Origin of the sequence: Streptomyces sp. CA-251247, from assembly GCF_050952975.1 — a bacterium.
Classification (GTDB): domain Bacteria; phylum Actinomycetota; class Actinomycetes; order Streptomycetales; family Streptomycetaceae; genus Streptomyces; species Streptomyces achmelvichensis.
The window spans coordinates 5,708,421-5,720,774 of the sequence record NZ_CP191861.1 but is presented as its reverse complement, the minus strand read 5'-3'; the positions used below and the strand labels follow the sequence as shown (position 1 = coordinate 5,720,774).

Below are 12,354 nucleotides of genomic sequence, written 5' to 3'. Positions count from 1 at the left end.
CCGCGCGTGTGTCCGCTGCGTCAGGCCTTGTTCAGGTGGGCCCAGAACTCGTCGAACGACAGGAGCTTGTCCTTGTCGGTGTCCTGCGCGGCGATCACGGCCTCGGCCACCGGCTCGGTGACGTTCCAGTCACCCATCTGTGCCATGGCCGACTTGTACTCGGCCGCAGTGATGAAGCCGTCGCCGTCCGCGTCGTAGCGATCGAACGCCTTGCGTGCTTCCTCGATGTCCGCCACCGGTCCACCCCTTCTTGGTGCATTACTGACGTGGGTCAGATTATCCGCAGGGCGCCTCACCGGTTCCGGCGGCCGTCCCCGACCATGGACGCATGAGCGAGAAGCTGGCACGGATACTGGCGGCGGCCGCGCGGGGGGACTTTCCTCCGCAGGACGGAGCGACCCGCGTGATACGGCAGCCGAGCGCGCGGGACGCCGGGGTGATGGCGTTCACCGCGCATTCGGTGGTCTTCACCGACGAGGATCCGGCGTGGGTGCGGGCCGAGTTGGCGGCCACCGACGCCGACCGGCTGGCGGCCGCGATGAACCCGGCGTTCCTGGCCGCCCTGATGGCCCGGACGGGCCGCTCCACGAACACGATCGACCTGGTGACGGTGGCGGGCGCGCTGCCGGGCGGGCCGGACATCTTGTTGCGGGAGATCGAGGATCCGGACCACCCGCGGGTGGCGCGGGCCCTGAAGGCCCGTGACGGCGTACGGGTGTGGGCCGCGGACGGCGGGGTGCTGGTGCTCGGCCGGGGGGTCGCCGGCCGCTGGGAGTGCGCCGTCGAGGTGGACGAGGAGGCCCGCGGACGGGGTCTGGGTATCGCGCTGGCGCGAGCCGCCCGCCATATGGTGCCGGACTCGGTGGTGTGGTCGCAGCAGTCGCCCGGCAACGCCCGCAGCGTGCGGACGTTCCAGACGGCCGGCTTCCGCCCGGTCGGCTCCGAGGCGCGGCTGACCGCCAACTGACAGGGCGTCACACGACATTCCGCAGAGCGGAAGATGTTTTTCGGTCCCGTCCGGAGCGGATCCCGCCAAACCCATGGCCCTCGTCGTCACTCTCCGCCGACGGGGGCTAACTTCATGGCGTCGCCGCCACACCAGGAGCACAGGGCTCCCAGGGACAAGCGGCGCAAGGGTGATGTCATCAGTGACGATCACAACCGAATCCTTCACAGCCCGCCCCTTCACCCCCAACTGCCGTCTCCTCATGGACGAGGGCGACCATGTCCTGATCGGGGTCTCCCCCGGCAACAGCTACTTCTCCGCCCGGCGCATCACCGAGCTCGCCGCCTGGGCGGCCCCGCGTTTCACCGCGGTGGACTTCGTCTACGCCGATCTGCATGTGGCCTCCGTCTTCGCCGCCCTCGGCCACGCCCCCGAGCAGGCCGTCCGGCGCGCATCCAAGGAACTCAAGGCGGTACGCCGGCGGATCCTGGGCGGCGTGGAGGCCGCGGGTCCTTGGGGGCGGCGGATCGGCGTGCGGGCGCTCTCGGAGTTCTCCGGCGATCCGGTGTACGCACTGCTGCACCGGCGGGTGCGCCACTTCCTCGCCACCGACGAGGAGTTCCGCAAGAGCTGCGACCGCATGGTGCGGCAGTTCCTGGCCCCCCGGATCGGCGAGGGCGGGGCCGTCACACCCGAACAGCGCTCCGCGTGCCTGGACTACATCGCCGCCGAGCTCCCCTTCTTCCTCGACACCCCGGGGATTCTCGGCGTCCCCTCCTCCGTCTCCTGCTACCACGCGCTGATGCCGCTCACCGAACTGCTCTTCGGCAAGGGCGGCGGACTGCGGGCCGCCCGCAACCAGGGCTACGCCGTCGTACAGCCGGACCGGCCCGAGAGGAGCGCGGACGATGGACACCGGACAGCTGCAGCTTGACTTCCCGCTCTCCCGGCGGGGCGACGTGCTTCCCGCGGAGTGCGCCGCGCTGCGGAAAGGGGCGCCGGTGGCCCGGGTGCGGACCCTCACCGGCGACCACGCCTGGCTGGTGAGCAGCCACGGGCTGGCCCGCCAGGTTCTGGAGGACGACCGCTTCGGCCTGAAGGAGACGGCGTCGCCGGACGCTCCACGGCAGTACGCCCTGACCATCCCGCCCGAAGTCGTCAACAACATGGGGAACATCAACAGTGCCGGGCTGCGCGGCGCGGTGATGCGTTCACTCAACCCGCGGTCGGACGACGGCCTGCGCGGCTGGCTGCGCACCCGGGCCGACGAGCTGATCGAGGGGCTGCTCGCCGAGGGGCCGCCGGTCGATCTGCGGGCCGCCTTCGCCGACCCGTTCTCGGCGGCGCTGCACTGCAAGGTGATCGGGGTCCCGTTCCGCGACTGGCGGCGGCTGATGTCCGGTCTCGACATCGCCTTCATGACCAGCGCCCGGCCCTTCGACGGGGCCGGACTGAACTGGTACAAGGACCTCGACTACATGGTCGAGCGGCTCAATGTGCCGGAGGCGGAACGCGCCGGTCTGCTCGGCCGGTTGGCGGCGCTGCGGGAGGACGAGGAGTCGGCGCATCTGACCGACGAGATGCTCGCCACCGTCGCCGTGTCGCTCTTCGGCGCGGGCGCGGTCTCCACCTCCGCCTTTCTGCTGCTCGCGGTCGTCGCGCTGGTGCAGCGGCCGGAGCTGATCGAGTATCTGCGGGACCATCCGGAGCGGATGGGGCCCGCCGTCGACGAACTGCTGCGGTGGAACCTCTCCATCGGCGACGGACTGCCGCGGCTCGCCCTGGAGGACGTGCAGCTCGGTGACGTCCTCGTCCGCAAGGGCGAGCTGGTGCTCGTCCTGGTGGAAGGAGCCAACTTCGACCCGGACGTCTTCGAGGACCCGGACCGTCTGGACCTGGAGCGCACGCCCAACCCGCATCTCTCCTTCGGCGGCGGACGGCACTTCTGCCCGGCCTCCGCGCTGGGCCGGCTGCATGCCGAGACCGCGCTGACCGCGCTCGTGACCCGGCTGCCGCGGATGCGACTCGCCGTGCCCGAGGAGCAGTTGGTGTGGCGTACGGGCTTCATCAAGCGGCTGCCGGAGAGGCTGCCCGTGCTGTGGTGACACGCGCGCGCCCCGGTGCCCGGCGGGATGCCGGGACCGGGGCGCGGCGGCGCCGGTGTGGTGGCGTCAGCGGAAGACACCGGTGTGTCCGAGCGAGTAGCGGCCGGGCTGCGGGTAGACGGCGAGACCGTGCGGCCCGCTGCCGACGGGGATACGGGCGAGCTCCTTGCCGCTCGTGGTGTCGATCGCGTACACCTCGGCGTCGTAACGGCCGGACAGCCACAGGACCTTTCCGTCCGCCGAGACACCGCCCATGTCGGGGCTGCCACCGCCGGGCAGCCGCCACTTCTTCGTCAGCCGGTTCCGCGCGAAGTCGAAGACCGAGACGGAGCCCTCACCGCGGTTGGGGATGTACATCTCCCGGGAGTCGCGGCTGATGTAGAGACCGTGGGCGCCCTTGCCGGTGGGCAGCAGCATCGGAGGGGTGAACTTCTCGCCGTCCAGCACCCAGACGCCGTGCGCCACCATGTCGGCGATGTAGAAGGTCTTGCCGTCCGGGGAGATCTTCACGTCCTGCGGCATCGCGCCGGTGAAGGGCAGCTTCTGCCTGCCGATGACCTCCATCTTCTCCGTGTCCACCTTGAGCAGCTCGGCCGAGAACTCGCAGGAGACGATGAAGTAGCGGCCGTCGGCGGAGAAGTCGGCGTGGTTGACGCCGTAGCAGGAGACGGGCGTGGTCTTCAGCGGGGCCATGGTGTGCGGATCGCGGAAGACGAGCTGACGGTCCAGGGAGGCCATCACGACGGCGTACTTGCCGTTGGGTGTGAAGTAGAGGTTGTACGGGTCGTGCACCTCCACCGGCTTGCCCGCCGCGCCGGTGGCCGGATCGATCGGGGTGAGCGTGTGGCCGCGGTTGTTGTTGACCCACAGCGTCTTCAGGTCCCAGGACGGGACGACGTGCTGCGGCTGGTTGCCGACGGGGATGGTGTCGATGACCTTGTAGGTCCTGGGGTCGATGACCGAGACGGTGTTGGAGTTGGTGTTGGGGACGTAGACCCGCGAGGGGAAGCCCTTGACCGCCGGCGAGAACATGCCCGGCCGGTCCGCGGCGTACAGGTCCTTCGGGTCCAGCACCGGAGGCATACCGGGCAGGACGGCCGGGACGGCCTTCCTCGGCGGCGCGGGGGGCGGCGGCGCGGTGGTGTTGCTGTCGGCCCGCATCGGGCCGGCGGGCGAGCCGCACCCGGCGAGGAGGGCGAGGAGGGCGCCGGCGACGACCGCGCCGGCCCGTCGGGTGGCAAGGAGTCTCGGGTGCATCAGCTCAGTAGCTCCGTGGTGGTGACCGCGTGCAGGCCGCGGCGGTCGAGTTCGGCGAGCAGGGCGGGGAGGGCGGCGACCGTGTCCGGGTAGCCCAGGTGCAGGCTGACCACCGAGCCGGACCGGATCTGCCCGGTGACGTTGCGGGTCACGGCCGTCGCACCCGGCGAGGTGAAGTCGAGCGAGTCGACGTCGTACGAGAGGACGTGTGGGTAGCCGGCCCTGCGTGCGAGCCGGACGAGCAGAGGGGTGGCGTACTGGGCCCGGGAGGGGCGGAACCAGGTGCCGATCGATCCGGAGAGTCTGCGCAGCCGCTGTGCGCAGCCGGTGATCTCGGCGTAGGCGTCGGCCTCGGACATCTCCGAGATGCTCAGATGGCGCTGGGTGTGGTTGCCGAGGTCGTGTCCGCCGTCGAGGATCCGGCGGGCCAGGTCCGGGTACTGGTCGAGCCAGCTGCCGACGGCGAGCACCGTGAGCCGGGCCCCGGCCCGCTCGGCCTCGGCGAGCACGGCCCGGGTGACGGCCGGCTCGCCCTGGCCGTGGAAGGTGAGGGCGACCCGGTCACGGTCGCGAGGGCCGTTGAGGATCTGCGCGGGCTGCCCGGGAAAACGGCGGGCGGCGGGGACGGGACGCGAGCCGCGTGACGACGGGGCGGGAGCCGCCGGCCCTACGGGCTTCTGGGGCTTCCCCGGCTGCCCGGGGCTCTCGGCCTTCCCCGTCCGCTCCGCGGGAGGACCGCCGTCGGTGCAGCCCGTGGCGAGGGCGCCGGCCACGGCGGCGCCCGCTCCTGCGCGCAGCGCGCCGCGACGGTCGATCAAGGTCACGAATAGGCACAGTAGATGCTGATCGGACAAAAGATAACGATTGCATCAGAAAGGCTCACCCATCCGGCCTGTCCCCAAGGGGGGCTCGAGTCAGGGTGACCGGTGAAACACCTGATCCAGCTCTCATTCACTCCATATTTACCAGGCGGGTGGCCCACCTCACCTATGATTCACTTCTTCTTGGTCCTCATTTGACCGGTTATGCCGGAGTAGGAGTTTTTGGCATCGAGTCGCCCATCTGCCATAGTCGGAAACACGACCCCCATTGACCCGGGCCAGGTCGTCTTCGGACGCCGTGGAAACACCCCCCCCGTTCCACGGCGCCGTGCAGAAGCCCCCGACGCGCCGCATCCCGGCCCGTACGGGGGTTTCTGCGTGGCGGCGCGAAAAAGGGCCGCACCGACGGTGCGGCCCCGCATCAGGAGGAGAGGCGCTCCGAGACCCGCATCTCGAACCAGGTGGTCTTGCCCCGCGGCAGCAGATCGACGCCCCAGCGGTCGGAGAGCTTGTCGACGAGGAAGAGCCCGCGCCCGCTGGTGTCCAGCTCCTGGACCGGCATCAGACAGGGCAGCCCGCGCGAGGGGTCACGGACCTCGATCCGGATCCAGCCGCGGCGGCGCAGCATCCGCAGACCGAAGACCCGTGCGCCGGTGTGCCGTACGGCGTTCCCCACGAGCTCCGAGACCAGTAAAACCGCGTGCTCCGCGGTCTGGGCGGAGAGCGCCCACTGGCGCAGCACCACGCACTGGGTCAGCCGGCGCGCGGTGGCGGCGGACTCGGGGCGCGAGGGGAGCCTGACCTCTTCCTCGGTGGGGTCACCGAACAACTCGATGACTTCGAGGGTCTGTTCGCCCTCGCTCACAGGCATCCAACGCGCTGCGGTGGCACTGCCGCGCTGCCGCATGTGTTCCACACCTTCGAGGCCCGCCATGCTCCCATCATGGCCGCAACAGGCGGTCTGCGTGGCTGTTCCCGCGGAATGGAACCCCAGGAACGAGGCATTCCGTAAAGACCTATTGGCATATGACTCCGGCGACGTACGGACCTGCCCACCCAGCCTGAGCTGCACTGACGCACGGTCGGCGAATGATCACCGAGCGCAGCGGACGGACGTCGCTTAAGTCTCCCTTAAGGTCCGGTTAAGGCCCACACATGGTTGACGGGGCCCTCGAAGGTGTCAACTGACCAGAATTCAGAGGAACTTGGCCTTGCCCGGGCCTTCCTCCACAAAGCTGCGCATACCGCGCTCGCGGTCCTCCGTCGCGAACAGGCCTGCGAACCAGTTCCGTTCGATCGCGAGTCCCGTCTCGATGTCCGTCTCCAGACCGGCGTCGACGCACTCCTTCGCGGCCCGCAGCGCCAGGGCGGGCCCCTGGGCGAGCTTCGCTGCCCAGGCGTGCGCCTGCTCGTAGACCTCGGCGGCAGGGACGATCCGGTCGACGAGCCCGATCGCGAGCGCTTCCTCGGCCTTCACCTGGCGGCCGGTGAAGATCAGGTCCTTGGCCCGGGACGGGCCGACCAGCCGGGACAGCCGCTGGGTGCCGCCGGCGCCCGGGATCAGACCCAGCAGGATCTCCGGCTGACCGAGCTTGGCGTTGTCCGCCGCGATCCGGAAGTCGGCGCAGAGCGCCAGCTCGCAGCCGCCGCCGAGCGCATAGCCGGTGACGGCCGCGACGACGGGCTTGGGGATGCGGGCGACCGCGGTGAACGACTCCTGGAGCGCACGGGACCGCACGACCATCGCCGCGTGATCCATGACCTGCATCTCCTTGATGTCCGCGCCGGCCGCGAACACCTTCTCGCCGCCGTAGAGGACGACGGCGCGCACGTCGTCCCGGCGTCCCGCTTCCTCGGCGAGCTCGCGCAGCCGGTTCTGGATGGCGATGTCCAGCGCGTTCATCGGCGGGCGGTCCAGCCGGATCGTGCCGACACCTTCGGAGACCTCGAGATTCACAGTCGTCATGCAGGCAGGTTAACCGGCGCTAACGACAACGGACCCGGTGCTGTCGGTCACAGCACCGGGTCCGCCGCACGGCGTCGAGGAGGTCCGGCCTCCCCTGAGGGGACCGTTACTTCGTCCAGTCCGCCCAGGACATGTTCCAGCCGTTCAGGCCGTTCTCCGGGGCGATCTGCTTGTCCTTGGAGTTCTTCACGATCACGACGTCGCCGATGATCGAGTTGTTGAAGAACCAGGCGGCCGGCGTGCCCTTGTCGTAGCCGCCGCGCACATCGCGCAGACCGACGCAGCCGTGGCTGACGTTGGCGGAGCCGAAGGTGCCCGACGAGGCCCAGTAGTTGCCGTGGACGAAGGTGCCGGAGGTCGACAGGCGCATCGCGTTCGGTACGTCCTTGATGTCGTACTCACCGCCGAAGCCGACGGTGGCGCCGTTCATCCGGGTCACCTTGTACTTCTCGCTGATGACCATCTGGCCGTTGTACGTCGTCGTCGACGGCGCGCCCGCGGTGATCGCGACGTTCTTGATCTGCGCGCCGTCCCGGACCACCGTCATCCGGTGCGACTTGGCGTCGACCGTGGAGACCTGGCTGCGGCCGATGGTGAACTTCACCGTCTTGACCTGCTTGCCGTACACGCCCGGCCGTCCCTCGACGCCGTCCAGGTTGAGCTTCACCGTCACCTTGGTGCCGGCGGCCCAGTACTTCTCCGGCCGGAAGTCGAGCCGGTCGTTGCCGAACCAGTGACCCTCGATCGGCACCGACGGCTCCGCGGTCACCTTGATGGCCTTCTCGACGGCCTCCGGGCTGGTGATGCCCCGGGTGAAGTTGATGGAGACCGGCATGCCGACGCCGACCGTGGAACCGTCCTCGGGGGTGTACTGCCCGATGAAGGTGTTCTTCGGTACGAGCGTGGTGAACGTGGTGTCCTTCGCGGACTCACGGCCGTCCGCGTCCTTGGCCACGGCGTGCACCTTGTACTTGGTGGAGCCGGCCAGGTGCTGGAGCGGCTGCCAGGAGGCGCCGTCCGCCGCGACCTTGCCCTCGATCGGGGTGCCCTTGTCGTCCTTCACGGTGACCGTGGTCAGCTTGCCCTCGGCAGCGGTGACCTTCAGCGCTCCGCTGGTGGCGACCGATGTGGCGCCGTCCTTGGGCGCGATGGTCACGACCGCCTGGGAGGCGGAGTTCCCGACCTTCCCCCCGTCCTTCTTCCCCTTGTCGCCGTCGCCCTTGCCGGAGCCCCCGCCCCCGCAGGCCGTCACGAGCACCAGCAGTGCTCCGACGACAAGGGCCAGCAGCGCGGAGCCCCCACGCCCACGCCCGGCACCGACCGATGCCCCCGATATCGGCTGCCCGTTCACCACGGTCTCTCCCCTCGCACGGCCTGGCCCCGCCACGGCCCGCACCCCCGCGCACCTCACGCACGCACTTCGCTAGATAATCACACCGCGGGTTGTTGAATCTTCCCGCGATTGTCACCGTTCAGTCCCAACGTGTTGGCCGGGCTCGGGGGGTGGGGTGCAGGCCGTGCGGGGTGCAGGCCGTGAAGGGTGTGCAGGGGCCGTGCGGGGCGCAAGCCGTGGGGGCTGTGCCCGGACCGCCGGGGTCAGCGCAGCGCGGAACCTTCCTTCCACTGCTTCCAGTCCAGGTTCCAGCCGCTGAGCCCGTTGCCGGGATCGACCTGCTTGTCGGGCGAGTTCACCACCTCGACCACGTCGCCGATCAGCGTCCGGTCGAAGAACCAGCCGGCCGGGGTGTCCGAGCTGCCGCCCTTCACGTCCCGCAGACCGACACAGCCGTGGCTGACGTTGGTCGAACCGAACGTCTCCGGCGCGGCCCAGTAGTTGCCGTGCAGGAAGGTGCCGGAGTCGGTCAGCCGCATCGCGTGCGGCACGTCCTTGATGTCGTACTCGCCGCCGTAGCCGACGGTCCTGCCGTCCATCCGCGTCACGTCGTGGAGCTCGCTGACGACCATCTTCCCGTTGTACGTCGTGGACTTGGGCGCCCCCGCGGTGATCGGCACGGTCGCGAGCACCTCGTCGTCCCGCCGTACCTCCATCGTCTTGGCCTCCGCGTCGACGACGGATACCTGGGAGCGGCCGATGGTGAAGGAGACCTTCTTCTGCTGGATGCCGTAGGAGTGCGGCGCCGCCTGCACATCGCGCAGCCGCAGATCGACCGTGACCTTCGTGCCCGGCTTCCAGTACTCGCGCGGGCGGAAGTCGAGCCGGTCCTTGCCGAACCAGTGGCCCGCGATCTCGACCGGCGGCTCGGAGGTGATCCGGATGGCCCGTTCCACAGCCTCCCGGTTACGGATCTCCTTGTTGAAGTCGAAGGAGACGATCATGCCGGTGCCCACCGTCGCCCGGTTCTCCGGTTTGAAGTAGCCGATGAAACGGCGGTCGGGGACCTCGGTGGTGAAGGTGGTGTGCCGGGCCGAGCGGCGGCCGTGGCCGTCGAGGGCCAGGACGTCGACGCTGTACTTGGCCGCGAGGCCGAGCCGAGCGCCGTCGTTCGGCTTCCACCGCAGACCGTCGTCCGAGATCCGGCCGGGGATCTCGGTCGGCGCCTCGTCCTCGATCTGCGTCACCGTGACCCGTTCGAGCCGTCCGCTGCGCAGTTTCACTTCGAGCGGCCCCTTCGGATCCACCCCCTTGGCGCCGTCCTCGGGAATCACCCGAATGGCCTCCTCGGGCGACCGCGGCTTGCTGCTGATGTCGAACGCCCCGCCGGTGCAGCCGGAGAGCCCGGCCATCAGTCCTGCGCATGTCAGGGCAACGGCCATGCCTCGCCCGGCCCGCTTCAGTACGTGTCTCACGACCACCCAACGACCGCGCCCCTCCAGGGGAAACGTGGGCGGGGGTCATGTTGGGACATCAGCAGTGAGGGAAGAACAGGTGGGAGGACCACGCGCGGGGCGTCACGGCCGGGACTCCGTGACCGCCGGGGGACGTGGCCCGACGAGCCGCGGGAGGCCGGCAGGTGACGAGCGCAGCCGAGCAGGAGACAGCGCAGGAGGGGGTGCGGGCCGACGGGCCCGTCCCCCTCCGGGCAGGCGGCGTCAACGGCCGCCGGGCGGACCCCGGTGCGCCCGGGCCGTCGGTGTGGCCGGGGGCACCGACGCCGCTCGGTGCCCGCTTCCGGGTGGGGCCGGACGGGGTCGCGGGGACCAACTTCGCGCTCTGGGCGGGCGGGGCGGAGGCGGTGGAGCTGTGCCTGTTCGACGAGGACGGCGTAGAGACCCGGGCGCCGCTGACCGAGCTGACCCATGAGATATGGCACGGCTTCGTCCCGGGGATCCACCCGGGCCGGCGGTACGGCTACCGGGTCCACGGCCGCTGGGACCCGTGGACCGGAGCGCGCTGGAACCCGGCGAAGCTGCTCCTCGACCCCTACGCCCGGGCGGTGGACGCGGGCCGGGGCAACGACTGGGGTGCGCTGCCTCCCGAGGTGTACGGGCACGTCCGCGACTGGCCGCAGCAGCATGTCGCCGACACCGTGCGCGACGACCGGGACTCGGCGCCGTACGTCCCCAAGGGTGTCGTGGTGCACGACGACGACGACTGGGCGGACGACCGCCGGCCCAAGACGCCGTGGGCCGACACGGTCATCTACGAACTGCACGTGAAGGGCTTCACCCAGCTCCACCCGGACATCCCCGAGGAGCTGCGGGGCACCTACGCGGGCCTGGCGCATCCGGCGGCCGTCGACCATCTGGTGCGGCTCGGGGTCACCGCCGTCGAACTGCTGCCGGTGCACCAGTACGCCCACGAGGACCATCTGCTCAAGCGCGGCCTGCGCAACTACTGGGGCTACAACTCCATCGGCTACTTCGCCCCCCATGCCGCGTACTCCTCCAGCGGGACGCGCGGCGAGCAGGTCGGCGAGTTCAAACGGATGGTGCGGGCGCTGCACGCCGCCGGGATCGAGGTCATCCTCGACGTCGTCTACAACCACACGGCGGAGGCGGGTGAGCTCGGCCCGACGCTGTCGCTGCGCGGGATCGACAACCGCGGCTACTACCGGCTGCATTCGGACCCACGCGCCTATACGGACTACACCGGCTGCGGCAACACCCTGCACGTGGTGCAGCCGCATGTGCTGCGGCTCATCACCGACTCGCTGCGCTACTGGGTGACGGAGATGGGCGTCGACGGGTTCCGCTTCGATCTGGCCGCGGCGCTGGCCCGGTCGATGCACGACGTCGACATGCTCTCCCCCTTCCTCGCCGTCATCGCCCAGGACCCGGTGCTGCGCCGGGTGAAGCTGATCGCCGAGCCGTGGGACGTCGGCAGCGGCGGCTATCAGGTGGGTGCCTTCCCACCGCTGTGGACGGAGTGGAACGACCGCTACCGGGACGCCGTACGCGACTTCTGGCGCGGCTCGGTGCCGGACGTACGCGACCTCGGGTACCGGCTGTCCGGCTCCAGCGATCTGTACGCCTGGGGCGGGCGGCGGCCCTACGCCTCGGTCAACTTCGTCACCGCGCACGACGGATTCACCCTGCGCGACCTGGTGACCTACGAGCACAAGCGCAACGAGGCCAACGGCGAGGGCAACCGCGACGGCACCAACGACAACCGGGCCTGGAACTGCGGCACCGAGGGCGAGACCGACGATCCGCTCGTCAACGCCCTGCGCAGGCGGCAGATCCGCAATCTGCTCACCACCCTGCTCGTCTCCACGGGTGTGCCGATGCTGGTCGCGGGCGACGAGATGGGGCGTACGCAGGGCGGCAGCAACAACGCGTACTGCCAGGACAACGAGGTCAGCTGGGTGGACTGGTCCCTTGCCGGACAGCCCGGCCCCAAGAGCCTGCTGGACCTCACCACCCGGCTGCTGGCGCTGCGCCACGCCCATCCGGTGCTGCGCCGGCGTGCCTTCTTCTCGGGCCGGGCCCATGCCGCGGACGGGCTGCGGGACCTGGCCTGGTTCACGTCCAAGGGCACGGAGATGACCGAAGGCGACTGGTATGCCCCGGCGTCCACGCTGGCGCTCTATCTCTCGGGCCGTGACATCCCCGGTCGTGACGCCCGGGGAGCGGAGGTGACGGACGACAGCTTCCTGGCGATCCTGCACGGCGCGGACCGCCCGACGGACTTCCGTCTGCCGGGCGCGCCCTGGGCGCAGTCCTACGAGGTGGTCGTCGACACCTCCTGGGAGGAGCAGGAGTCGGCGCCGGGAGTCGTGTACCGGGGCGGAGAGACGGTCAGCGTGGGGGCGCGGTCGGTGCTGCTGCTTCGAGCGGTGATGTGAGAGGGCCGGGACA

The 12,354-nt window shown here is 70.2% G+C and carries 11 protein-coding genes; 4 read left to right on the top strand and 7 right to left on the bottom strand.

The window, feature by feature from the left end:
• Window positions 1-20 precede the first annotated feature (20 nt).
• The gene (locus ACQPWZ_RS25490) at window positions 21-236 is read right to left on the bottom strand and encodes an EF-hand domain-containing protein (protein WP_313943966.1); all 216 of its coding nucleotides are present in this window, start codon (window positions 234-236) and stop codon (window positions 21-23) included.
• 92 nt (window positions 237-328) lie between these two features.
• On the opposite strand from ACQPWZ_RS25490, the gene ACQPWZ_RS25485 reads away from it, so the two are divergent.
• The 3 genes from ACQPWZ_RS25485 to ACQPWZ_RS25475 all read left to right on the top strand — a co-directional run bounded on the left by ACQPWZ_RS25485 (window position 329) and on the right by ACQPWZ_RS25475 (window position 3,051).
• On the top strand, window positions 329-967 hold the full coding sequence (locus ACQPWZ_RS25485) for a GNAT family N-acetyltransferase (RefSeq protein WP_433572468.1): 639 nt from the start codon (window positions 329-331) through the stop codon (window positions 965-967).
• Window positions 968-1,148: 181 nt separating this feature from the next.
• Window positions 1,149-1,880 carry a tRNA-dependent cyclodipeptide synthase gene (locus ACQPWZ_RS25480; RefSeq protein ID WP_433572467.1) on the top strand — a complete coding sequence of 244 codons (732 nt, stop codon included), beginning with the start codon at window positions 1,149-1,151 and terminating at the stop codon, window positions 1,878-1,880.
• Window positions 1,855-3,051 carry a cytochrome P450 gene (locus ACQPWZ_RS25475; RefSeq protein WP_356698945.1) on the top strand — a complete coding sequence of 399 codons (1,197 nt, stop codon included), beginning with the start codon at window positions 1,855-1,857 and terminating at the stop codon, window positions 3,049-3,051. Before ACQPWZ_RS25480 ends, ACQPWZ_RS25475 begins: the two co-directional genes overlap by 26 nt.
• Window positions 3,052-3,117: 66 nt before the next feature.
• On the opposite strand, the gene ACQPWZ_RS25470 is transcribed toward ACQPWZ_RS25475, so the two are convergent.
• The 6 genes from ACQPWZ_RS25470 to ACQPWZ_RS25445 form a co-directional block, all read right to left on the bottom strand.
• The gene (locus tag ACQPWZ_RS25470) at window positions 3,118-4,308 is read right to left on the bottom strand and encodes a YncE family protein (protein ID WP_433572466.1); all 1,191 of its coding nucleotides are present in this window, start codon (window positions 4,306-4,308) and stop codon (window positions 3,118-3,120) included.
• A complete protein-coding gene (locus ACQPWZ_RS25465) occupies window positions 4,308-5,132 on the bottom strand; it encodes a polysaccharide deacetylase family protein (protein WP_433572465.1) in 825 nt (274 codons plus the stop codon). The genes ACQPWZ_RS25470 and ACQPWZ_RS25465 overlap by 1 nt, the downstream gene beginning before the upstream one ends.
• Before the next feature lie 418 nt (window positions 5,133-5,550).
• Window positions 5,551-6,063, bottom strand: a complete 513-nt coding sequence (locus tag ACQPWZ_RS25460) for an ATP-binding protein (RefSeq protein WP_340475530.1) — start codon at window positions 6,061-6,063, stop codon at window positions 5,551-5,553.
• Between the two features lie 261 nt (window positions 6,064-6,324).
• A complete protein-coding gene (locus tag ACQPWZ_RS25455) occupies window positions 6,325-7,095 on the bottom strand; it encodes an enoyl-CoA hydratase/isomerase family protein (RefSeq protein ID WP_356698952.1) in 771 nt (256 codons plus the stop codon).
• A 106-nt stretch (window positions 7,096-7,201) separates the two neighbouring features.
• Window positions 7,202-8,446 (bottom strand): L,D-transpeptidase, encoded by a 1,245-nt coding sequence (locus ACQPWZ_RS25450; protein WP_433573863.1) that lies wholly within the window; start codon window positions 8,444-8,446, stop codon window positions 7,202-7,204.
• A gap of 245 nt (window positions 8,447-8,691) precedes the next feature.
• Window positions 8,692-9,903 carry a L,D-transpeptidase gene (locus ACQPWZ_RS25445; protein WP_340475527.1) on the bottom strand — a complete coding sequence of 404 codons (1,212 nt, stop codon included), beginning with the start codon at window positions 9,901-9,903 and terminating at the stop codon, window positions 8,692-8,694.
• Between the two features lie 164 nt (window positions 9,904-10,067).
• Between ACQPWZ_RS25445 and glgX the strand changes: the two genes are divergently transcribed.
• Window positions 10,068-12,341, top strand: a complete 2,274-nt coding sequence (gene glgX, locus ACQPWZ_RS25440; protein WP_433572464.1) for a glycogen debranching protein GlgX — start codon at window positions 10,068-10,070, stop codon at window positions 12,339-12,341.
• The last annotated feature ends 13 nt before the right edge of the window (window positions 12,342-12,354 follow it).